We start from the raw sequence: 22,475 nt of genomic DNA on the forward strand, positions 1-22,475 counted from the left end.
GGATCTACCTGCCTTAGGCAGAGCAAGAATGACAAAAGTATTGACTTTGGTTACATTTTGCGATACATAAAATAAAAAAGCCTCTTAGAATGATCTAAGAGGCTTTTTAGTGGGCCCACCTGGGCTCGAACCAGGGACCACCTGATTATGAGTCAGGTGCTCTAACCAACTGAGCTATAGGCCCGTTCCCTTTCTTCAGATGTGCTTCCTTTGAATTGGGAGTGCAATTTTACATATTTGCATTCAATATATCAAATACTAATAACTAATTTTTTTCGTGGACCTGACACAAATTAAAAATATCATCTTCGACCTGGGTGGTGTCATCATCAACCTCGACTATAATAAAAGCATAGAAGAGCTCCAGAAACTGTGCAAAGAGAACTGCAATATTGCTTACAGCCAGAAGGAGCAATCGCACCTGTTCGATCTCCTGGAAACAGGTAACTGCTCTAACGAGGAGTTCCGAAATGGCCTGCGCGAAACCTATGGCATAGACGCAAGCGACGAAGCTATAGACGAGGCATGGAATGCTATGCTGCTAGACATACCACAGGAGCGCATCGACCTGCTGCTGGAGTTGGGTAAAAAGTACCGCATTTTCCTGCTGAGCAACACCAACGCTATCCACCTGGAGCGCTTCAACCAGATCGTAGCACACAGCTTCACCATTCCGAGTCTAGACTCTCTGTTCGAGAAAACCTATTACTCTCACCTGGTAGGCAAGCGCAAACCTGATGCCCATATTTTTGAGCAAATTTTAGCGGAAAACAGTCTTGATAAGTCGGAGACACTATTTATAGACGACAGTATACAGCACATAGAGAGCGCAAACAAACTTGGCATAAACACACTGCACCTGCAGCCACCGCTTACCATCAATAAATTTTTTGCGGATGTTGCAGTCTAAGACGCAGCAACGCTGGCTACACCTGCTGCTGTTCTGCCTCACACTGGTTACAACTACCATTGCAGGGGCAGAGTGGCAGTATGGGAAGCTGTTCTTTCTGGGGCCTGAAGGCTTTAATTGGACAGGCACACTCACTTGGGCTGAGTTTCTGGGTGGGTTGTACTTTTCGCTGCCCTTTCTAGGAGTGCTAACGGTGCATGAGTTCGGCCACTACTTCACGGCCCGTTACTACCGCATTGCCGTCACCCTCCCTTACTACATACCGCTTTGGTTTGGTATAACTGCTTCTATCGGTACGATGGGGGCATTTATACGAATTAAGGAGCGCATCTATTCACGGCAACAGTTCTTCGACATTGGTGTAGCAGGTCCACTGGCAGGCTTTGTAGTTGCCATTCCGCTGCTGTACTACGCTTTTACGCACCTGCCACAGCCCGAGTATATTTTCAGTATTCACCCGGAGTACAAGAAGTATGGGCTTGACTATGCGCAGTATGTCTACCAGGATGGATTCGGCAACTTCTCGCTGGGCAAAAATCTGCTGTTTGTGTTCTTCGAGAAATACGTGGCCGATCCGGCACTGGTACCGAACCAGTACGAGGTTATCCACTACCCGCTTGTGTTTGCCGGCTATCTGGCTTTGTTTTTTACAGCGCTCAACCTGCTCCCTATCGGGCAACTGGATGGAGGGCACGTACTGTATGGCCTGATCGGCTATCAAAACTTTAACCGCCTCTCTCCTATCTTTTTCGCGCTGTTTATACTCTATGCTGGCTTGGGGGTTATCTCACCTCACAACAAACCAGTGTGGGCAGAAGAACTACTGGCGGTATTTGGACCCTTTGCCTATTGGGCCTACCTGAGGCTATTTGATAACCGGAACTATGCACTGGCAGCTACATTGGCGATGCTGTTGCTACAGTATGGTTTGGCAGGCTTAATTCCGGAGCTGGAGGCCTACTTCTGGATGTGGCCTTTCTACATGCTTTACCTGGTGTTTGTGCTACAGCATGCTACGCCTAAGCTAAAGTATAGCCTGTGCCTGGCCGCGTTGGTACTCGTCATACAGGTACTTATTTCCCTGGCTTTTCCAGAGGCAGATGGCTACAGCGGTTGGTTGGTGTTTGGCCTGCTACTCTCCAGAGTAATGGGAATCTTTCACCCGTCCTGCCCTGATGAACGCCCGCTTACCCCGCTCCGCAAAGTAGTGGGTGTACTTGCCTTCGTTATTTTCCTGCTTTGCTTTAGTCCCTCTCCTTTTATTATAGACTAAAAGTTCTGGAGGTATACTAAACAGAAAGGGAGCAGCTATATACAGCTGCCCCCTTTCTGTTTGAAGTAAGTAATGTTTTGTCTATCCGTTATAGGCCAAAATACCACCTAACAAGTTACGTACATTGCCGAAGCCCTGCTGTTGTAAGAACGCCTTGGCAGAGGCAGAGCGAGCACCGGAACGGCACTGCACGATTAGCTCCTGATCTTTCAGGTCTTCCAACTCATCGAGCCGCTGTGGCAACACGCCCAAAGGTATGTTCTGCGCACCTGGTATGTTGGTCTCCTGGTACTCCCAGTCTTCACGCACATCTATAATAACAGGAGTTTCTCCCTTGTTCAGGCGCTCCTTCAATTCTTCTGCTGTAATGTCTGCTGATGCAATCATAGTTTAGTAAGGATAATTTTTTTGGTGATAACTGCTTTTCTATTTTGAATACGCAAAGTATAAAGCCCCGGTATCAGGTGGCCTAGTTGTAAGGGTTCTCTGTTGCCTTTATACTTCTGGCTGTGCACCAGGCGGCCTAGCGTATCATAAACCTGCACTTGTTCGAAAGGTTCAGTCAAATACACTTCTCCCCTGCTAGGGTTTGGATATACACGCATGGCTGCGTTATACAGGTCATCTTCCACACCGAGCGGCGTCTCCCCAACCAGCACAGGGCGCATCATAATAGCCCCACTCATACTAGTTTCTTCAGCCCAGCCACCTGATGCAGTATAGGTAAACCTGCGTCCTTCAGCACGCTCATTTCTGTCAAAACCTATATTAACGTACCTGCTACCAGGCTGGGTCCAGCCTATGAAAAAGCTCCCCTGCACCGACACCGGACTTGTTAGCGCTACCTCATAGAAGCCGTTTAAGGAGTCTGAGTATTGTATCTGAAAGGCCTGCTGATGCAGCGTTTCGCCTGGCACACCGCCATTATCCTCCCAAACCCGAAAAGTAAGGGAGGTGCCCGAAATATCATTGCCTACACGAGGAAAGTACACCCTAAAGGCTTTAACCTGATCTGGCTGGTAAAGGTCGAAACGCTGTGCTACCTGCGTATTGCCAGTGCCCAAAAAGCTAAAGCCGGCCTCTGCCGTACCATCGTCGTATGCGTAGTAATCAGCAATGTGGGTTTCGCGCTCGGTACTGTCGTTAGCCCGCTGTTGCGCGTTCTGCTCCTTTGTGTCAAGTATAATACCGTGTAGCAGTGTAAACGGACCATTGCTTGGTAGAGAGAAATTCTCCAGCGATGGTGTACCGCTGATTGGGTACTGTCGCGCCATACCAGGCACCAGTGCCTGCTCACGCAGAAAAGTGTCAGCCCCAGCGGCAGCTAGGTTTCGGACGTACCCTCGCCAGCCAATAGCTCCCGGAAAATCACCTAGGTTATTTAGCGTAGCCTGCACCTGCTCAGCCAACTCTGCCTCGGGATTGCTTAGAAACTGACGGGCAGGCATAGCGGTGTAGTTCTTCAGCAGTTTACTTACACTCTGGCTGATGGCAATATCGCGGGTAGTATTCTGCCCTTTCCGACGGTTCTTATCCAGTTCTATGTAATCAAGGTTCCATACATCGGCCATGCCGTTTCGCAGGCCTACATTTCGAAACCTGAACCTAAAACCACTATGGAAGAACCTAGATTCTTTCAGCCCTACAAATACCTGTGCAAAGTCGGTTACCACACCCACTGCTGACTGACGCCATACTTCCTGCCAAGCATCTGTATTATCTAAGAACTCCAGAACCAGGTAACGCAGGTTACTCTCCGTCAGGTCCGGCACATCGCCCAAGCCACCTGACTGCCAATAAAAGCTCAGGTATACCGAATCTGCTGGTGTAAGGCTTCCTAAAAGTATAGGTGCAGAGGTAAGTGTATCTGAGGGGCCTGCCGCTAAGGAGTTAGAAATATAGGCACTACCATTGGCATCCAAGCCATCTAAAGTAGCCACGTTGATGGTAATGGGGTTGAGGGCATAGCGGTTGTTTATGAACACACCTCCGCTGCTCCAGCGGTTCGTGTTAAGCGTGTCAGCTCCCGCAAAGTCATCAAAAAACGGTAAGGTCTGATCCACTGCCAGTCTCATCAGCATCTTCGATTCAGCAGGACGGTACTTCTGCGGCTGGCGCGCCTCTTGCTGCAGGGGCTGCAGCACTACCTGTGCATTGGCTCCTGAAACTGCACTGCCAAGTATAAAAAGTATAAGCGCCAGCTGTTTTATCATGCGGAGTATGTTTGAAGATAGAAGGTAGCACTTCGACTACAGGAATGCAATTTAAAATGTTACCTTCATTTATAACGAAAACGCCTACCATTTCTGGCAGGCGCTCCTGTAAATTTCTTTTGAGCTTACTCTATGCCCTGTACCGGCTCATTACCAGCTACCCACAGGTCTACTAACTCTCCTACGCGTATCTTGGCTCCTACCTCAGCAAACGGACGCTGCTTCAGCACAGTGCCATCAGGTTCCTGGCTGCCTTGTACATAAATTATGTTGCCAATCTGCAGGCCCTGCCCTACCAGCAGAACTGAAGCTTCGTCTACCGGCATGCCCACCACACTTGGCATCTCGAACTCAGTCTCACCTAAGCCGTCACCTACGTGCAGGTCGACCAGCGCACCTTTCGGCACCATATCACCCGGCTTTACTTCCTTGCCATTTACAAACTGCTTTAGCACCGCATTTTGCTGCAGGTCTGGCACATAAGTAATTTTGCCTTTGCGCAGGTCGTAGCTTTTCAGGATAAGTTCGGCGTTCTTCACCGAACCGTCTATGAGCTTAGGCATCTTGATCATCGGTGGGTTCTTCATGTTCACCGAGATGTAGATTTTACGGTCTTCCTTCACCTTTGCTCCAGGGGCCGGGTCCTGAGTTAGTATCTCAAAGGGCTTCTGGTCTGGCTTATAGGTAGAATCGTTTATAAAGTAGCGTAGGTTCTGCTCCTCTAGCAGCGTCTCAGCATCCTGCAATTGTAAGCCAGTTATCTTCGGCACTGATATACTCTCGCCATGATTTGTGGTGGAAGGCAGGTAAAAGTAAAAGAAGCCTAATACCAGGGCCGCCACAATAACGCCCATAATCAGGAGATGCTTTATAACATCTAAAAATGAATTCGCTTTAAACATGCGTTTTAAAAATTGTTAAATAGCTAGACTAGTAATCTGCTTTATGAGCACTTAACGATAATCCAGCTTTCTAACTTTTTAACTCTCTAAATTCTCTATACTTACTAAATCTCCGCCTTCATGCGCGTACGCTCTATGCCATAGCTCAGGATGCGATCGATGAAATCGTATGGCTTGTACCCGTTAATGGCAGTCTGGTGGAAGATACAGGTTGCCGGCGTCATACCTGGCAGTGAGTTTACCTCAATAATGATGGTCTCCACCTCATCGTTCTCCAGCACGCGCACAAAGGCATCGATACGGGCGTACCCTTCTATGTTCAGAATCTGCGCCACACGCCTCAGGTCTTCCTTCACTTTGTCAGAGATTTTCTGGCGGCGCTCCGGATCCTGGGCATAACGGGCAGGCGTGATGTTCTGTCCCTCTCCGGCCAAGAACTTCTCCTCCAGCGATAATACCTCTCCTTCGGCCAGTGCCTCCGATGCTTCAAACACCTCGTAATCTACAGTGCCGTCCGGGCTATACCTGGTCAGAAGGCCTCCTGTAATCTCCAGGAAGTGTTTTGCACCGTTCCTGCTGATGAGTGTCTCTATCAGGAAACCAGCCTTATTCGGGAATTCCTCTTTGAAGCCAAGCGACAAAGTACGGGCACATTCGGTGTCCAGTTCCTCCATTTCGCGGAACATCAGCGTTGTAAATGCCTCCAGTTCCTTGCGATTTTTGATCTTCTTCACAGCTGAGCTACAACCATCGTCGGCTGGCTTGGCAATGAACGGATACGGAAACGCTGCCTCTATATTTTGGTAGAAAGCCTCCTTATCCTGCAACCAGTCCTCCTTCATGGCCATAGCATGCTTGGCAACCGGCACTCCATGTTTGGCCAGGATCTCGTTGGTTTCATACTTATTAATAGTGATCTGTGAAGAGCGGATACCGGAGCCATTGTACGGAATGTACAGTTTCTCCAGCTCTGCCTGCAATGCGCCATCCTCTCCCGGGCGACCATGCAGCGCAATGAACACCACATCCACCAGGTTCTTCAGCTGATCATAACTAATGCGCTGTGGCTCCTGTAGGCTGCGGCCTGTATACTTACGCGTAATGCCTGCTGCTTCTTCTATAATCTGAGCCAGCACCGGGTGCGGCTTCCCGCCCTGCTCAAAGTATAACACCTTCTCTTTGATGTCGTCGGCATTGTCTTTCAGCATGATATTAACCGGAATTGTGTAGAGGCGGTGTGCCTCGTTGCTTCCGGTCAGGAAGATTGGCAGCGGCTCATACTTAACAGAAGACGACAGCTTCTCGTAAATATTGCGCCCGCTCTCTACAGAAATGTGGCGCTCGGAAGAGTAGCCACCCATGATCACACCCACACGAATCTTTTCCTGTCGGTGCGCCTGCTCATCTTTTATCTTTTTATCCAGTTGCTGAAGTAAGCGTGTCAGCCTCACAGTATCCTTGCCTGTTTTCAGGCGCTCGGCCAGCGAAGTACGAATAATGTAAGTCAGGAACTGTGATGGGTTTAAACCAATCTCAGCTGCCTGGTGGAAGAAGAACGACGAAGGCAGCATGCCCGAAGTAGTGTTCGGGTCGTTTAGGAATATCTCGCCACTCTCCGTGATAAAGCCATCCAGACGGGCATACACGTTGAAACCGAAATCTTTAAACAGCTTGCTGCAGTTCTTTCTTATACTTTGAATCTGCTCTGTTGGCAGGTTTATTGGCGTGATCTTACGGCTCAGGCCCGGCAGGTATTTAGAACGGTAGTCAAAAACCTCACTACCTTTCACAATCTCGGTTGGCGGCAAGGCAATCGGCTCTCCCAGCTCATCCTGCACCACAATGCACGAGAACTCTTTGCCTTGGATAAAGGCCTCCACCAAAATCTGCTGCTCGTGCTCCACGTTCGTCAGCGTGATGCTGTCGGTGGCAGTAGTGCTGAAAGTATGGTTAATGTGGTTAAACAACGCCTCCGGATGGTAGATGACCTGGCCGTCTTCCAGAACAACTGGCATACCGATACCCTCGCGGATATCCACCAGCTGTTTCATACTCATCAGCTGTTTCTCCTCTCCTATCGCCAGCCATTGGCTCTTATAGATGGTCTTGGTGAAGAAGCTACGCTCTACGCCAGCCTCAAAGGCATCAAAATCATTCTCCTTAATAATAGACACCCCGATAGAAGACCCCTGATGTGGTGCCTTTAAAACTAACGGCAAGCTTAGATCTGTCACCAGACTTTCAAAAATCTGCCTGCGGTTCTGCTTGTCAGACCACTCACCGTATTTTATAATTCTGTAATCTGGTGTCGGGAAACCGTTCTGCTTCAGAAGCTCTTTTTGCACCGCTTTGTCTATGCCAATAGCTGACGGAAGTATACCAGAGCCAGAGTATGGAATATGATACCACTCCAGCAAACCTTGTATACTGCCATCCTCACCATACGGGCCGTGTAGCGCCAGGAACGCAAAATCAAAGTGCTTCTTAAACTCATTTGGCTGCAGGCGTTTGCCAGCCTTGGCGATAATCCTGTCCTGCTCCTCAATGCTCAGCTCACCAAGTGACTCCATATAAATCTGCAAGCCATGCTCACTTTCCGGCAGAGCCTCTACCGGTGGATAGAAGTCACGGATAGTGCCTTTGTAAATAAACTGCCAGTCGAGCAGGATAAAGTTGCCCAGGCTGTCTACAAATACAGGAACGGCCTCAAACAGAGACTTATCTAAATTATCATAAACTGTACGACCACCCGCAAACGAAATTTCACGCTCACGCGACGGTCCACCGAAGATTATACCTACTTTCATTATCGCAAAGGTAACAAATGAGGGGCTTAAGTTAGTTAGAATTTAGGAGCTTAAAAATGTAGTACCATTTAACTTTCATCAGCAGCACAAATACAAAGCCAAAAGAGTGGCGACAACCAGCAGCATTATACTTTGCACAGGCTCCAGCACATTTCATGTCTTCCTTCTTTTATGGCTAAGGTTCTTTTTGTTTCAGACGCTTACTTAAACTCCGTACAATACAAGGTCTGTAGAAACAGAAAAGCCACTGGCTTGTGGCGCAGCGGCTAATCCTCCTTTGGCTATACTTTTATACTTATGAACGTGGCCACATAACGAACACCACGCACAGGTATTGTCCTGAATTTCTTAGAATGGCGGCTCCTCGTCAAAGTTTGAAGTAGGAAAACCTCCACCTCCATTGCCACCATCGTTCATGCGGCTGCCTAAACGAATGGCTCCTGGCGTCTCAGTATCGAAGGTACTATTTGGCAGGGCATTGAATCCTCCCATACCGTCACCACCGCTGAAATCATCTTCCAGGTTTGTAAACTTAGTATACTTACCGATGAATTTCAACTGTACGTTCTCCAAAGAACCGTTACGGTGCTTGGCTATGATTACCTCACCTACGCCAGCAGTTGGATTACCCATTTCGTCTTCGGTAATACCATAGTACTCCGGACGGTACAGGAAGCATACCATATCGGCGTCCTGCTCAATGGAGCCGGATTCTCGAAGGTCAGACAGCTGCGGGCGTTTGTCGCCACCACGGGTTTCTACGGCACGGCTCAACTGCGAGAGCGCAATTACCGGCACGTTCAGCTCCTTGGCCAGCATTTTCAGGGCTCGTGAAATGGAAGCAATTTCCTGTTCACGGTTACCACCACCTTTGCCATCGGCGTTGCCGCTCATCAGCTGCAGGTAGTCAATAATGATCATCTGAATATCGTACTGCGCCTTCAAACGACGGCACTTGGTACGCAGCTCTCGAATGGAAAGACCTGGTGTGTCGTCGATATAGATCGGGGCTTCGGTCAGCTTCGCAATTTTGTGGTTTAGCTGTGCCCACTCATACTCCTCCAGGCTACCCTTTTTGATTTTCTCCGACTCCAGCTCTGCCTCTGACGAAATCAGACGGTTAACCAGCTGTAGCGAGGACATCTCTAGTGAGAAAATGGCCACCCCTTTGCCAAAATCCACAGCCGCATTGCGCATTACCGATAGTACGAAGGCTGTTTTACCCATCGCCGGACGTGCTGCCAGGATTACAAGGTCAGACTTCTGCCAGCCTGAGGTAACACGGTCCAGGGCAGTAAGGCCGGTTGGCACACCTGTCAAACCGTCCGACTGCTTACGCTTCTCTTCCAGCTCTTTGATAGCCTGGTGCATGAGCGAGCGCATGTCGTCGAAGTTTTTGCGGATGTTGGATTCTGATACTTCGTAAAGCTTTGCCTCCGTCTTGTCTAAGAGCTCAAAAACGTCGGTGGTGTCTTCGTAGGCACTGGAAAGCACCTCTGAGGAGATAGAGATCAGATCACGCTTTATGGAGTTCTCCGTTATAATACGGGCGTGATACTCAATGTTAGCCGCAGAGTTTACGCGGGTTGTCAACTGCGTCACATAGTATGCGCCGCCAGCTAATTCCAGCTCTCCGTGCTCACGCAGTTCCTGTGTTACTGTCAGGATATCAATTGGCTCCGACTTATCAAACAGGGCCAGAATTGCCTTAAAAATGCGCTGATGCGACTCCTTATAGAAACTTTGAGGCCGCAGGATGTCGATCACATTTGTAAGAGCATCCTTCTCCAGCATCAGAGCGCCTAACACGGCCTCCTCCAAGTCAAGTGCCTGCGGTGGCTTTTTACCAAGCTCCGAAACCATTGGCGTTTTTTTCTGCCATCCGTTTCGGTTGCCCGCAGGTCGCACGTTCATTTTCATTTCCTCCATAACCACAAAGATATATCCTTATATATCCCGCACCTGAAAAATGTTCGCTAAAGTTGCCAACCAGGGTTTCAACAGCTCAGAGCGCAACTATACACAAGATATCCACAACAATATACACATATCCACAAAGTGTCCACATATTAACGTATAGCTATTTTATATTAAGCAAGTCCTTATAACTTTGTCTGATTGAGAATACTTTAGCGTTGCATATGGAGAAGAAGGAGTTTCAGCATATACATCTTATCGCCATTGGCGGAAGCATCATGCACAACCTGGCACTCGCCCTACACGACAAGGGCCTGAAAGTGACAGGCTCAGATGATGAGATTTATGAGCCGGCCAAGAGCCGATTAGCCACTGCAGGCATACTACCAGAACAGGAAGGCTGGTTTCCGGAGAAACTGGATGCAAAACCAGATGCTGTTATACTTGGCATGCATGCCCGTGCCGATAACCCCGAGCTGCAGCGCGCAAAGGAGCTGAACCTTCCGATTTATTCCTTCCCGGAGTTCATTTATGAGCAGAGCCGCGATAAGCAGCGTGTGGTAATTGGTGGCAGCCACGGCAAAACCACCATCACCTCCATGATCATGCACGTGCTACAGCACCTGGGCCGCAAGTTTGATTATGCCGTAGGTGCACAGCTTGAAGGCTTCAACCACATGGTAAAGCTCACTGACGATGCCCCAGTCATTATAATTGAGGGTGATGAGTACCTCTCGGACCCTGTAAAGCGGGTGCCTAAGTTCCACCTGTACCACCACCACATAGCAGTTATCAGCGGCATCAGCTGGGATCACATTAACGTGTTCCCGGACCCAGACATGTACCGCGACCAGTTCCGCATTTTTGCCGAGATGACACCAAAAGCCGGTACCCTGATCTATAACCAGGATGACGAGCAGGTGCAGCTGGTAAGCGTACCACGCAACCCGGCAGATATTGCCTACATTGGCTACAGCGTACACGACCACAGCATCCGAAACGGCAAGACTATTCTACATACCAAAAAAGAAGGCGATGTGGAGGTGCAACTATTTGGGGAGCATAACCTGCGCAACCTGAGTGCAGCCAAAGAAGTGTGCAAGAAGATTGGGGTGAAAGGGCACGATTTCTACGAGGCCATCAAAACCTTCCAGGGTGCTGCTAAGCGACTGCAGAAACTAGGTGAATCAACCACAGCCAATATCTACCGCGATTTTGCTCACGCTCCTTCCAAGGTAAAAGCCACCACGGAGGCAGTTAAGAAGCAGTTCCCGCAGCGAGACCTGGTGGCCGTGCTGGAGCTGCATACGTTCAGCAGCCTTAACAAAAACTTTATACCGCAGTATGCCGGCGCGCTGGACCTGGCAGATGAGCCTATAGTATACTTCAGCCCGAAAACCATTGAGCATAAGCGCATGGAAATGCTGACGGAGGATGAGTTAAAAGCAGCCTTTAAAAACCAGAACCTGAAGGTATACACAGATACTGAGGCCTTACAACAACACCTGCTGGAGCGCCAGTGGCAGCAGGCAAACCTGCTGCTCATGAGCTCCGGCACTTATAACAACATTAACCTGGAGGCGCTAACGCAGGCGGTTCTGAAAGCATAAAGAAAAGCCATGAAATTACACCTGAAGCGCCCTATCGTATTCTTCGACCTTGAAACCACTGGCACCGATATCGGCAAAGACCGCATTGTGGAGCTTAGTGCTCTTAAGGTATTGCCTAATGGGGAGGAAATTTTAAAAACGCGCCGTATCAACCCAACAGTTCCTATTCCTTTGGAGTCGAGCCTGATCCACAAGATTTATGATGAGGATGTGGCAGACTGTCCTACTTTCAAACAGGTGGCCAGAGACCTGGAGAAGTTTATGGAAGGATGCGACTTAGGGGGGTACAATGTACTGCGCTTTGATATTCCGCTACTGGCCGAGGAGTTCCTGCGCTGCGACATCGATTTTGACATTGAAAACCGCAATATTGTGGATGCCTGCCGCATCTTCCATCAGATGGAGCAGCGCACGCTATCGGCAGCATACAAGTTTTACTGCAACAAAACGCTGGACAATGCTCACAGTGCCGAGGCTGATACCGTGGCTACTTACGAGATACTAAAAGCACAGGTGGAGCGCTATCAGGAAACACCCTACGAAACATCGGAAGGACTGACAGAGTACCCGGTGCAAAATGACATGGCAGCCCTGCATAAATTCACTTTTCAGAAAACGGCTGATTTATCTGGCCGCATCGTGTATAATAACTCCGGGCAGGAAGTATTCAACTTCGGCAAGTATAAAAACGTGCCGGTAGAGGAAGTCCTGCAGAAAGAGCCAAGCTACTACGACTGGATGATGAAGAGTGAATTCCCGCTTTACACCAAGAAGATTCTGACCCGCATCAGGCTGCGCAACATGAAGGTTTCCTAAGCACTGGTTGTAGAATTCTCCTGATGTAGTATCAACTCACATTGACATTCCCACCGCTAAAGCAGGTTGGATTCTTGGGCTACCTGGCTACTGCGACCGTATATCTCCCAAGGTACTGTCTTCAAAGTCAAGGATTTTGGTTGCATTTTTCTTACATTTTTCTTATCTTCACTCTACCTGAAAGAGAGCTCCCGGGCCGACTGGTACTGGAAGTTCATCTTGCGTAGCCCTGGCCTGAGCTGGGGCTATTTCTTTTTCTGCTGTTTCTGGCTGCGTTTCCTGCGTTATTGCGTCTTTGTCAGCTGCGCTGACACCTGAAAGAGAGGCTCCGGCCTCCTGGATTTGGATGTTATTTTTGGGTTCCGCTGGCTGCTGCCCATAACGTGGATCATAGGCTTCATTCTTGCGCCACAGCGTCCAGAGCAGCACCAGCAGCTTGCGCTGTACGGCCACATAGGCCTGCATCTTGGTCTTGCCCCTTTTCACGAGCCGTTCGTAGAGAGCCACAAACCGGGGCTCCTGGAAGCGCACCGCGCTCAGGGCCGGCATGTGCATGGCCCGCCGGATGTGGGCATTGCCCTTCTTAGAGATACGGGTTCTGCCCGCGCGCAGGCCCGACTGGTGCTCCACCACGTCATAGCCGGCGTAGCTGACCAGCTGCCCCTGCCGCTCGAAGGTGGCAAAGCCGTTGGTCTCAGCCAGCAGCACGGCCACCGTCTTGAGGCCCACGCCTTTGATGGAGAGCATCTTGTCTACCCGCTCGGCCAGCAGCGGGTCCTGGTAGAGCAGCTCCCCAATAGCCTCTTCCAGCTCCTGGAGGCTGTTTTCGAGCACTCGGACCATCTTTTGAAGGTTTCGCTCCACCTGTTTGACCACCAGCGCACCATGGTGCAGGGCATGGAGCTGGTTAAGGCACACGGTGCGCTGATTGGTAAACTCCTCCAGCTGGCGGGTAAGCAGCCGCAGCTGGTAGATGTTGGGCGAGAGGGGCTGCCAGAGCTCCAGCCGCTGTTCCAGGCCCATTTGGGCCAGGCCTCTGGCGTCGATCTTGTCGTTCTTGCTCCTGTGGCCCAGGGCCTGCAGGTAGCGCTTGGCCTTGGTGGGCAATACGACCGAGACCTGGTAGCCCTGCTGGAAGAGAAACCAGGCCAGCTGCTCGTAGTACACGCCGGTGGCTTCCATCAGCAGGCGCAGCTCTACTTGTGCTGCGCGCTTGCTCTCCAGCCAGCGCTGCAGCTGTTTAAACCCAGCTGGGGTGTTGGCAAACTTGCGGGTGGCTTTTACCTTCACCCGCCGGTCCATCTCCAGGGTGGAGAAGGTCACCTCCAGGGAGTCTTTGCTCACATCAACTCCCACATTCTGGCAGAGTAAATTCTTCATAGCGGAAAGGGACTAAAATGGACAAAAGGTTCATCTTCCGGGCCTACGCTCACATCTGATACGAGGTCGTGCCTGCGGATGGGGCAGCCTCTAGGTACTGTCCAGGCTTATAAGATGAAGAGAAAGGGAAGGGATTCCTTGGGGGCAACATCATCAAAGTGTCTAGTGCAAGGACTTTCTTTGGCATTTACTCGTAATTCAAACAGCATAAAAGAGAAAGGGCAGCTAATGTATGGCTGCCCTTTCTCTTTTATGATTTTATCAGATCTGATTAGCGCTTTTTGCCATTACGCTCGCGGGTACTACGGAGCGGGGTATCCTTGAGCAAAGTATTACCTTCAGAGTACCTGTGCTCACAATTGTTTCCTGGCGCACGTGAGGCGCACGCACAACCTGTAATGCGGTTACCGGAAAAAGTAAAGTAGCAAAAGCCGCAGCCAATGGAGGATTTACAAATATGCCTTGCTCCTTTTCTGCTTAAGTACAAGCTGTTATCAGCGGCAAGGTCCAGCTCCAGCGCCATACTTCTGAATGCGCCATTCTGCATACCCAACCCCACCAGGTAATAGGCCGGCTCATCCTCCTTTGTCTCCTGCACTTTCCGAATCATCACCTTGTCTACTACAGTACCGTCTCCAAACTCCCGAATAAAGGGCTGCATCAACTCAGAAGTAGGCACAATATAATCTACTGTATCAAAAACGACCTGGGCAAGCAGTTTCCCGTCATAAGGAATCTCAGCCTCTACTACCTCGGCATCATTGGCTTCTGCACTGTTCTCCTCCTGAATGAACTCCCGGTTTGAACAGGCTGAGGATGCCATTATCAGGAAAAATAGCAGGTACCATAACCCGCTTCTGTTTAGGGTGACGTCAAGGGAGCGGTTTTGCTTATTTCCGGTCATGCAGTAAAATATGGTTTATCGGGCTTTATAATATTTCAGCGCCTCTGGCATGTGCTGCCTCAAAGCTGCCTGTCTGGTGCCGGCGCTAGGGTGCGTAGAAAGGAACTCCGGGGGAGCCTGTCCACCGCTCTTCGCCTCCATCCTTTGCCAGAAAGGTACAGCTTCTTCTGGATTATATCCAGCCATGGCCATAAAAATCAACCCTAATCTGTCAGCCTCTGATTCCTGGGTTCGGCCATACTTCAGCAGGCCAAGTTGAGAACCTACTCCGTATACAGCCATCACCAGGTTCTGAGCCGTACCCGGCTGATTACCAGCCAAGGCAGACAAAGTTTGCCCACCAAACTGCTGTGCCAAAGCCTGGCTCATACGTTCGTTACCATGTTTGGCAATGGCGTGTGCAATTTCGTGGCCCATTACCACAGCAAGACCTGTTTCGTTTTGCGCTACCGGCAGAAGACCTGTATACACGGCTGTCTTGCCACCAGCCATTGCCCAGGCGTTCACCTGGTCATCCTCAATCAGGTTAAACTCCCATGCAAAGCCTTCCAGTTCACTCTGCAGGCCATTGGCAGCCATATATTGCTCCACGGCGCGCTGTATACGCTGGCCCACACGCTTTACCATGGCAGTTGCCTGTGCATCGCGGGACAGCTTACTTTCGCTGATTACCTGGTCGTATGCAGCGTAACTCTGCTGCTGCATGGCCGCATCTGATACTAAACTTAGTTGCCTGCGACCTGTAATTGGTACAGTAGTACAAGCGGCAAATGTTACCACTGCTACTGCGAATGCAATAATTTTCTTATACATCTTTTTAATTTTTTAGTGGCTTTCTTAAACCCGTTTCAAATTTTGAACCAAATTTCTAGAAAGTACCGCAATTATATTAACAAAACTAAATACTACTATACCCTTTTGAGCGTTTTTTGCACTAGAAAACTGTACATAAAAGTACCCTAAGTATAGCTCCTGCACAGTATACGATGCTGTGGCTTTTAGTAGTTGTGATCTAAAGCGCCAGTATGAATGGTACTCTTTATATGCTAAAACTTTAGCAGCACGATCGGCCGTAACACGCAGCGCTACAGATATTTTTTCAAAAGTTTGCTGCGCCTCTGCGCTAGAAATCCTATTTTTGAAGATACAACCGAAATCACCCGAACATGAAGATATTAGCTATCGGCAGGAATTATGCCGAGCATATTGCTGAACTCAAAAACGAAGTACCCGACGAGCCTGTGATCTTTTTTAAACCAGACACAGCTATACTTCGCAACAACGATCCTTTTTATTACCCAGAATTCACAAACGATGTGCACCACGAGGTGGAACTGATTCTGCGCATCAGCCGGGAAGGCAAGAACATAGAGAAAAAATTTGCCCACAAGTATTATGATGCCATTGGTCTGGGTATCGACTTCACAGCCCGCGACCTGCAGGCAAAAGCAAAAGCCAAAGGCTTACCCTGGACACTGGCTAAGGGCTTTAACGGCTCGGCCCCTGTCTCTGATTTTCTGCCCCTCTCCGATTTCCCGGACCTGCAGAATATTAACTTCAGGCTGGATGTAAACGGCGAGACAAAGCAAAAAGGTAATTCAAACATGATGATGAATTCTTTTGACGACATCATCGCTTACATTTCAAAATTCATCACCCTGAAAAAGGGAGACATTATTTATACTGGAACACCCGAGGGCGTAGGCCCTGTTAAAATTGGAGACAGACTGGAAGGATATGTTGAAGACAAGAAACTCCTTGATTTTGAAGTTAGATAAGAAAAAGCTTACCACAGCTCTACTGGCTGTATTGACCAGTGTGGGTGCTATGGCGCAAATGCCAGCCGAAGCACCTATGCCAGCTCCTGCAGATTACTTTTTATTCCCGATTAAGCCTGGGGAGCGCAATTACTTGTCTGGCACCATGGGCGAAATTCGTTCAAACCACTTTCATGGCGGCCTCGATATCAAGACCGATCAGCGTGTGGGCCTGCATGTACACGCCGCTGCCGATGGTTATGTGTCGCGGGTAAAACAGTCTACCTACGGTTATGGTAACATCATTTATGTAACGCACCCCAATGGACTGGTAACTACTTATGCGCACCTGCTGGAGTTCTACAAGCCTTTGGCTGACCATATACTGCAAAAGCAGTATGAGAAACAGACTTTTGAGCTAGAGCTTTTCCTGGAGCCGGGGCAGTTCCCTGTGAAACGTGGCGACGTGATCGGTCTGTCTGGTAACACAGGAGGCTCAGGAGGCCCGCACCTGCACTTTGAAATACGGGATAAAGAGGACCGTCTGTACAACCCGCTCCGTTACACTTTTAAAGAGGTGCTCGACACCACGCCACCGGATATCTATAGCATAGGTATCTCTCCGCTCAACATTCACTCCCGTGTAAGCAACGCGTTTGAGCGTGCTGAAATTCGCACCAAAAAAGTTGGAACAAACTATAGCTTACCTGATACCGTGTACGCCCACGGCTTGTTGGGGCTGGAGTTGCAGACGATAGACCGCCTGGACGGAGCAGCCAACAAGAACGGAACACAGGAGGTAACCTTGTTTGTGAACGGCGAGCAGCTGTATACCCACTATATCGACAGAGTTCCTTTTGAGCTCTCAAGGCAGGTATCGCAGCATATTAACTACAACCAATACAAGCGCCGGGGCAACACTTACCAAAAAGCATTTATAGACTACGGCAACGACCTGCCACTCTACAAAGCAAATGGCAAGGATGGCCGCCTCACAGTAGCGCCAGACTCAGTATACCAGGTTAAGCTTCTTGCACGGGACTCTTATAACAACAGCTCCACCCTTAGCTTTGTGGTAAAAGGCCAGAAACCGACTTTTACCCAAACCAGGTCGGCAAGTGCTAAAAAGCCAAATATCAGCTACGAAATTGTAGGCAATGTACTTAAGATCAGTGCAACCGACACCAGCAGCACACCTCAGAACATCGAGTTGTTCGTAGGTGGAAAAGAGCTGATACTGGTGCCTAGCTATGTCAATAATTCGGTATCGGTAAGCCTTTATGACCTGCGTGCCGGTTTGCCGGACTCTATGCGTTTCTGTGGCTTAAAGACGAGCTTTGGCTTAGAGAAGATGGTTCCGCCAGCCAAGGACTTCCAGTTCACGAACCGCTACCTAAAGGTGCTCTTCGATAAGCAATCGCTTTACGACACGCTTTACCTGCAAACAAGCCTTGATAACGGGGTGTATACTATTGGCGACTATTTCACGCCATTGCACAAGGCCATAAAAGTGACCATCAAGCCAGACACAACAGGCTTGGACCTCAGCAAAGCTGCGGTATACTTTTTGGGTACCGGCCGTGGCCGCGGTTACACTGGCGGAAAGTGGGAAGGAAACACCATCACCTTCACCACTAAAAACATGGGCAAGTTTAAGGTCTTGGAAGATACCAGAGCGCCTTACATCAAACTGGCAAGCAAGAGCAGTAACGGTATCAGCTTCAAAATCTCGGATGATCTGTCGGGGCTAAACTCGTTTAACGCCTGGGTTGACGGAAAGTGGCTTCTGATGAAGTATGAGCATAAAACCGCCACCATCTGGTCTGAAAAGCTTGACAAAAGTGTACCTTTGTCTGGCAAGGTGATTTTGAAGGTGAAGGATAATGCTGGCAACGAAGCCACCTATACGGGTAGAATTTAATGTAATACTGTATCATGACACACGAATCACGTATCACGACCCTAAAACTGGAGCTTATCGTGCTACATGATACGTGCTACGAGATACCTAAAACGAAACTATGACACTGAACATCGGAGACAAAGCGCCAGAGTTCGACGGCAAAGACCAGAATGGCAACACTGTAAAGCTAAGCGACTACCGCGGCAAGAAAGTTATCTTATACTTTTACCCGAAGGATAACACCAGCGGCTGTACTGCCCAAGCCTGCAACCTCCGCGACAACTACAGCGACCTTCAGCAGGAAGGTTATGAGGTAATCGGAGTAAGCACTGACAGCGAAAAGTCGCACCAAAACTTTATAGGCAAGCACCAGCTGCCTTTTACGCTCATTGCCGATACTGATAAGCAGATAGTGGAGCAATATGGCGTTTGGCAGGAAAAATCGATGTATGGGCGCAAGTATATGGGCACGATGCGCTACACTTTCATCATCGACGAAAACGGCGTCATCCAGGACATCATCACCAAAGTAAAAACCAAAGAGCACACCGCTCAGATACTGAAGTAATTCAGAAAAGCACAAACGCAGCTCACCAACCAAGGTAGCTGCGTTTTTTTTGCTATATTTACTTTGACTTTTACCGTAAGTTCGCTTAATCTAGTACGAATATCACGTAAAAAAGCGGAAACGAATCCATTAATCCTTAATCCTTTAAATTATAAACTGTGAATCCACACAATCAAAGCATTGACGAGCTAAAGCAGACCGCAGCGCAGGTGCGCCGCGATATCGTGCGCATGGTGCATGCGGTTAACTCCGGCCACCCAGGCGGCTCGCTTGGCTGTACAGATTTTTTTGTTTCGCTGTATTTCAGCGTAATGAACTACAGCACCGACTTTACTATGGATGGCAAAGGTGAAGACCTGTTCTTCCTTTCCAACGGTCATATCTCACCAGTATGGTATAGCACGCTGGCTCGTGCAGGCTTCTTCGATGTAAAAGAACTATCCACTTTCCGTAAGCTGAATTCAAGGCTGCAGGGCCACCCAACTACCCACGAAGGCTTGCCAGGGGTGCGCATTGCTTCTGGCTCACTAGGCCAGGGTCTTTCTGTAGCCATTGGTGCTGCACAGGCGAAAAAACTGAATAACGACGATAGCCTGGTGTACGTGCTGATGGGCGACGGTGAGCTGGAGGAAGGCCAGATTTGGGAAGCAGCCATGTATGCCCCACACCATAAAGTAGATAACCTGATTGCTACCGTAGACCGCAACGGACAGCAGATCGACGGTTCAACAGCAGAAGTTGGCGGTCTTGGCGATCTGCGCGCGAAGTTCGAAGCCTTTGGCTGGCATGTAATGGAGGCTGATGGTAACAACTTTGAGCTACTGCTACCTGCCCTGGAAGAAGCTAAAGCAGCCACCGGAAAAGGTAAACCAGTAATTATACTGCTGGACACTGAAATGGGCTTTGGTGTAGACTATATGATGGGCTCTCACAAGTGGCACGGTGTGGCTCCTAATGACGAGCAGCTAGAGATAGCCTTGCAACAGTTAGCAGTAAACACAGCTGCCGATTATTAATCCATACGTAAGCACCTGAGTTCTCACCCCTGCTGGTTTTAGCACATGGTAAGTTGGAGTAAAAGTATAGCAGCCTTGCTTTTATTGCTGATGTTTACAGCAACAGGCGCTTCTTTTGCTCAGGAGCAAAAGCCACGGCCTAAAACACGCATCCTGTTTCTGCTGGATGCTTCAGGAAGCATGCTGGCTAAGTGGGAAGACAGCGACCGTATGATGGTTGCTAAAAACCTACTCAGCCACCTGGTAGACTCACTGGACCGCTACGAAAACGTGGAAGTAGCGCTGCGGGCGTATGGCCATCAGTTCGGCCGCGAGCGCAACGACTGCAAAGACACAAAGCTGGAGGTACCCTTTGGCGAAGACAATGCCGATGCCATCAAGAAAAAGCTAGAGGCCATTGTACCCAGAGGAAACACTCCTATTACGTACTCGCTGCAGCAGGCAGCAGGTGATTTTCCTGAAGACCGCTCGCGCAATGTACTCATACTTATCACAGATGGTTTGGAGTCTTGTGGAGGTGACCCTTGTGCCACCTCAGAGGCACTGCAGAAGAAGCGCATTTTTCTGCGCCCCTTTGTCATTGGCATTGGCATTGAGCCTCAGCACGAAAAGCAACTGAATTGTATCGGCCAGTATTTTAACGCTGCCGATATCAAGACCTTTGAAACGGTGCTGTCTGAGATTGTGACGCAGGCGCTGAGCCAAACTACTGTGAGTGTGGAACTGCTGGATGAGCAAGGGCGCCCAACCGAAACAGGGGTAAACATGACGTTTGTGAATGCCTTAACCGGTGAAGCAGAATATGACTATGTGCATTACCTCGATGGTAAAGGCAAAACCGATGTGCTGGATGTAGATGCTCTTCTGCCCTACCACCTCCTGATAAATACAGTGCCTCCAGTTTTGGAGCGTGACCTGAGCATTAAGCCAGGCAAACACAACGTAGTACAGGTAAAAGCCCCGCAAGGAGAACTGTACCTAAGGCAGGATGGTCCGTCTCCTTACAGGGTGCTGAACACGATCATACGAACTGCCGGGTCAGATAAAACATTGAACGTGCAGACCTTCGGTGACCGGCACAAGTACCTTACTGGCAGATATGACCTGGAGATACTGACTATGCCACGCATCATCATCCGTAATGTGGAGGTAAAGCAGGGGGAAACGAACACTATTACCATACCTCCTCCTGGCCAGTTGGCCATACCTACACAGGTGCAGGGCTTTGGCAGTGTGTATGAGCTGCACGAGAGTGGCGCCCAGCGTTGGCTTTGCAACCTGCCGGAGGACAACAGCAAGCTGACCATGGCTCTACAGCCAGGAAAGTATAAAATAGTTTACCGAATGAAAACCGCCCAGTCGAGCAAGTTTACCTTTGTACAGGACTTTACTATCCGGTCGGGCGCTACGACAACCGTAAGAATTTTTAACAGATAAATAGCCTTACAGGCCTACTGCAAACATACTGTAAGCTATCTGAACAGAAGAAAAAAACATACAGATGAAAGAGTATACTTATACAGAGAAAAAAGACACCCGCTCTGGGTTCGGTGACGGCCTCCTTGAAGTTGGCCGTAAAAACCCGAATGTAGTAGGCCTTTGTGCTGACTTGATCGGCTCCTTGAAAATGGGCGCTTTCCAGAAGGAGTTTCCGGAGCGTTTCTTTCAGGTTGGTATCGCTGAGGCTAACATGATGGGCCTTGCCGCCGGTATGACTATCGGAGGTAAAATCCCTTACACAGGCACATTCGCCAATTTCTCTACAGGCCGTGTATACGACCAGATCCGTCAGTCTATTGCTTACTCAGGTAAGAACGTAAAAATCTGCGCCTCACACGCTGGACTTACGTTGGGTGAGGATGGTGCCACGCACCAAATACTGGAAGACATTGGCATGATGAAAATGCTGCCAGGTATGACTGTTATCAATCCTTGTGACTATAACCAGACCAAGGCGGCTACCATCGCAATTGCCGAGTACGAGGGCCCGGTTTACCTGCGTTTCGGCCGTCCGGTTGTACCTATCTTCACGCCTGCCGATCAGAAATTCGAGATTGGTAAAGCTGTGATGCTAAATGAAGGTACTGATGTAAGCATATTCGCTACCGGTCACCTGGTTTGGAAGGCTATACTTGCCGGTAAAATGCTGGCTGATAAAGGCATTTCGGCAGAAATTATCAACATCCACACCATTAAGCCACTGGATGCAGAGGCAGTATTGGCATCTGTTGCAAAAACACGCTGCGTAGTTACTGCAGAAGAGCACAACCGCCTTGGCGGCCTTGGCGACAGTATTGCACAGGTATTAGCAGCTAACACGCCAGCTCCACAGGAGTATGTGGCCGTGAACGATACCTTTGGCGAGTCTGGTACTCCGGAGGAGCTGATGGAGAAGTATGGCCTGACCGAGAACGATATTGTAGCAGCCGCTGAGCGTGTTATCAGTAGAAAATAAAAGACTTCAAAAGCCATCCTACATTTTAGAGGGAGATACAGCGT

At 49.3% G+C, this 22,475-nt stretch carries 18 protein-coding genes and 1 tRNA gene; 10 read left to right on the forward strand and 9 right to left on the reverse strand.

Annotated features, from left to right (window positions below; all coding sequences use genetic code 11):
* Positions 1–110: 110 nt before the first annotated feature.
* Positions 111–184 (reverse strand) — tRNA-Ile (locus PKOR_RS00010).
* A 93-nt stretch (positions 185–277) separates the two neighbouring features.
* Here PKOR_RS00010 and PKOR_RS00015 point away from each other — a divergent pair.
* Both PKOR_RS00015 and PKOR_RS00020 read left to right on the forward strand, forming a co-directional pair.
* Positions 278–910 (forward strand): HAD family hydrolase, encoded by a 633-nt coding sequence (locus PKOR_RS00015; RefSeq protein ID WP_046308528.1) that lies wholly within the window; start codon positions 278–280, stop codon positions 908–910.
* The gene (locus PKOR_RS00020; protein WP_046308530.1) at positions 897–2,183 is read left to right on the forward strand and encodes a site-2 protease family protein; all 1,287 of its coding nucleotides are present in this window, start codon (positions 897–899) and stop codon (positions 2,181–2,183) included. The genes PKOR_RS00015 and PKOR_RS00020 overlap by 14 nt, the downstream gene beginning before the upstream one ends.
* An 81-nt stretch (positions 2,184–2,264) precedes the next feature.
* Here the strand turns inward: PKOR_RS00020 and PKOR_RS00025 are convergent, their stop codons facing one another.
* From PKOR_RS00025 to dnaB, 5 genes are all read right to left on the reverse strand, one after another.
* Positions 2,265–2,570, reverse strand: a complete 306-nt coding sequence (locus tag PKOR_RS00025; RefSeq protein WP_046308531.1) for a rhodanese-like domain-containing protein — start codon at positions 2,568–2,570, stop codon at positions 2,265–2,267.
* A complete protein-coding gene (locus PKOR_RS00030) occupies positions 2,567–4,396 on the reverse strand; it encodes a T9SS type A sorting domain-containing protein (RefSeq protein WP_046308532.1) in 1,830 nt (609 codons plus the stop codon). Before PKOR_RS00030 ends, PKOR_RS00025 begins: the two co-directional genes overlap by 4 nt.
* 125 nt (positions 4,397–4,521) lie before the next feature.
* Positions 4,522–5,298 (reverse strand): PASTA domain-containing protein, encoded by a 777-nt coding sequence (locus tag PKOR_RS00035; RefSeq protein ID WP_046308533.1) that lies wholly within the window; start codon positions 5,296–5,298, stop codon positions 4,522–4,524.
* A gap of 104 nt (positions 5,299–5,402) precedes the next feature.
* Positions 5,403–8,105 (reverse strand): D-alanine--D-alanine ligase family protein, encoded by a 2,703-nt coding sequence (locus PKOR_RS00040; RefSeq protein ID WP_084694663.1) that lies wholly within the window; start codon positions 8,103–8,105, stop codon positions 5,403–5,405.
* Between the two features lie 348 nt (positions 8,106–8,453).
* Positions 8,454–10,025, reverse strand: coding sequence for a replicative DNA helicase (gene dnaB, locus PKOR_RS00045; protein ID WP_071843192.1), 1,572 nt, complete (start codon positions 10,023–10,025; stop codon positions 8,454–8,456).
* A 221-nt stretch (positions 10,026–10,246) separates the two neighbouring features.
* Here dnaB and PKOR_RS00050 point away from each other — a divergent pair, with 221 nt between their 5' ends.
* Together PKOR_RS00050 and PKOR_RS00055 are read left to right on the forward strand one after the other, a co-directional pair.
* Complete coding sequence (locus PKOR_RS00050) at positions 10,247–11,632, forward strand: UDP-N-acetylmuramate--L-alanine ligase (RefSeq protein ID WP_046308536.1); 1,386 nt, start codon at positions 10,247–10,249, stop codon at positions 11,630–11,632.
* A gap of 9 nt (positions 11,633–11,641) precedes the next feature.
* Positions 11,642–12,448 (forward strand): 3'-5' exonuclease, encoded by an 807-nt coding sequence (locus tag PKOR_RS00055; RefSeq protein WP_046308537.1) that lies wholly within the window; start codon positions 11,642–11,644, stop codon positions 12,446–12,448.
* Between the two features lie 168 nt (positions 12,449–12,616).
* Here PKOR_RS00055 and PKOR_RS00060 read toward each other — a convergent pair whose 3' ends face one another.
* The 3 genes from PKOR_RS00060 to PKOR_RS00070 form a co-directional block, all read right to left on the reverse strand.
* Positions 12,617–13,828, reverse strand: coding sequence for an IS110 family RNA-guided transposase (locus PKOR_RS00060; protein ID WP_052738631.1), 1,212 nt, complete (start codon positions 13,826–13,828; stop codon positions 12,617–12,619).
* Positions 13,829–14,099: 271 nt separating this feature from the next.
* A complete protein-coding gene (locus tag PKOR_RS00065) occupies positions 14,100–14,732 on the reverse strand; it encodes a hypothetical protein (protein WP_046308538.1) in 633 nt (210 codons plus the stop codon).
* 15 nt (positions 14,733–14,747) lie between these two features.
* On the reverse strand, positions 14,748–15,545 hold the full coding sequence (locus tag PKOR_RS00070; protein ID WP_046308539.1) for a M48 family metallopeptidase: 798 nt from the start codon (positions 15,543–15,545) through the stop codon (positions 14,748–14,750).
* Positions 15,546–15,898: 353 nt separating this feature from the next.
* Here PKOR_RS00070 and PKOR_RS00075 point away from each other — a divergent pair, with 353 nt between their 5' ends.
* The 6 genes from PKOR_RS00075 (at position 15,899) to PKOR_RS00100 (ending at position 22,431) form a co-directional block, all read left to right on the forward strand.
* On the forward strand, positions 15,899–16,510 hold the full coding sequence (locus tag PKOR_RS00075; RefSeq protein ID WP_046308540.1) for a fumarylacetoacetate hydrolase family protein: 612 nt from the start codon (positions 15,899–15,901) through the stop codon (positions 16,508–16,510).
* On the forward strand, positions 16,497–18,410 hold the full coding sequence (locus PKOR_RS00080) for a M23 family metallopeptidase (protein WP_046308542.1): 1,914 nt from the start codon (positions 16,497–16,499) through the stop codon (positions 18,408–18,410). The genes PKOR_RS00075 and PKOR_RS00080 overlap by 14 nt, the downstream gene beginning before the upstream one ends.
* Before the next feature lie 100 nt (positions 18,411–18,510).
* Complete coding sequence (bcp, locus tag PKOR_RS00085; protein WP_046308543.1) at positions 18,511–18,960, forward strand: thioredoxin-dependent thiol peroxidase; 450 nt, start codon at positions 18,511–18,513, stop codon at positions 18,958–18,960.
* Positions 18,961–19,118: 158 nt separating this feature from the next.
* The gene (locus PKOR_RS00090; RefSeq protein WP_046308544.1) at positions 19,119–19,976 is read left to right on the forward strand and encodes a transketolase; all 858 of its coding nucleotides are present in this window, start codon (positions 19,119–19,121) and stop codon (positions 19,974–19,976) included.
* A gap of 45 nt (positions 19,977–20,021) precedes the next feature.
* A complete protein-coding gene (locus PKOR_RS00095; protein WP_052738632.1) occupies positions 20,022–21,413 on the forward strand; it encodes a vWA domain-containing protein in 1,392 nt (463 codons plus the stop codon).
* A 64-nt stretch (positions 21,414–21,477) separates the two neighbouring features.
* Positions 21,478–22,431 carry a transketolase family protein gene (locus tag PKOR_RS00100; RefSeq protein WP_046308545.1) on the forward strand — a complete coding sequence of 318 codons (954 nt, stop codon included), beginning with the start codon at positions 21,478–21,480 and terminating at the stop codon, positions 22,429–22,431.
* Positions 22,432–22,475 lie beyond the last annotated feature (44 nt).

Origin of the sequence: Pontibacter korlensis, assembly GCF_000973725.1 — a bacterium.
In the GTDB taxonomy this organism is placed as follows: Bacteria; Bacteroidota; Bacteroidia; order Cytophagales; family Hymenobacteraceae; genus Pontibacter; species Pontibacter korlensis.

What these genes read in the sequence shown, in the direction of transcription:
- PKOR_RS00020 (WP_046308530.1), top strand. Translation starts at nt 897, where the DNA reads ATGTTGCAGTCTAAGACGCAGCAACGCTGGCTACACCTGCTGCTGTTC.
- PKOR_RS00025 (WP_046308531.1), bottom strand. Translation starts at nt 2,570, where the DNA reads ATGATTGCATCAGCAGACATTACAGCAGAAGAATTGAAGGAGCGCCTG.
- PKOR_RS00030 (WP_046308532.1), bottom strand. Translation starts at nt 4,396, where the DNA reads ATGATAAAACAGCTGGCGCTTATACTTTTTATACTTGGCAGTGCAGTT.
- PKOR_RS00035 (WP_046308533.1), bottom strand. Translation starts at nt 5,298, where the DNA reads ATGTTTAAAGCGAATTCATTTTTAGATGTTATAAAGCATCTCCTGATT.
- PKOR_RS00040 (WP_084694663.1), bottom strand. Translation starts at nt 8,105, where the DNA reads ATGAAAGTAGGTATAATCTTCGGTGGACCGTCGCGTGAGCGTGAAATT.
- dnaB (WP_071843192.1), bottom strand. Translation starts at nt 10,025, where the DNA reads ATGAAAATGAACGTGCGACCTGCGGGCAACCGAAACGGATGGCAGAAA.
- PKOR_RS00050 (WP_046308536.1), top strand. Translation starts at nt 10,247, where the DNA reads ATGGAGAAGAAGGAGTTTCAGCATATACATCTTATCGCCATTGGCGGA.
- PKOR_RS00055 (WP_046308537.1), top strand. Translation starts at nt 11,642, where the DNA reads ATGAAATTACACCTGAAGCGCCCTATCGTATTCTTCGACCTTGAAACC.
- PKOR_RS00060 (WP_052738631.1), bottom strand. Translation starts at nt 13,828, where the DNA reads ATGAAGAATTTACTCTGCCAGAATGTGGGAGTTGATGTGAGCAAAGAC.
- PKOR_RS00065 (WP_046308538.1), bottom strand. Translation starts at nt 14,732, where the DNA reads ATGACCGGAAATAAGCAAAACCGCTCCCTTGACGTCACCCTAAACAGA.
- PKOR_RS00070 (WP_046308539.1), bottom strand. Translation starts at nt 15,545, where the DNA reads ATGTATAAGAAAATTATTGCATTCGCAGTAGCAGTGGTAACATTTGCC.
- PKOR_RS00075 (WP_046308540.1), top strand. Translation starts at nt 15,899, where the DNA reads ATGAAGATATTAGCTATCGGCAGGAATTATGCCGAGCATATTGCTGAA.
- bcp (WP_046308543.1), top strand. Translation starts at nt 18,511, where the DNA reads ATGACACTGAACATCGGAGACAAAGCGCCAGAGTTCGACGGCAAAGAC.
- PKOR_RS00095 (WP_052738632.1), top strand. Translation starts at nt 20,022, where the DNA reads ATGGTAAGTTGGAGTAAAAGTATAGCAGCCTTGCTTTTATTGCTGATG.
- PKOR_RS00100 (WP_046308545.1), top strand. Translation starts at nt 21,478, where the DNA reads ATGAAAGAGTATACTTATACAGAGAAAAAAGACACCCGCTCTGGGTTC.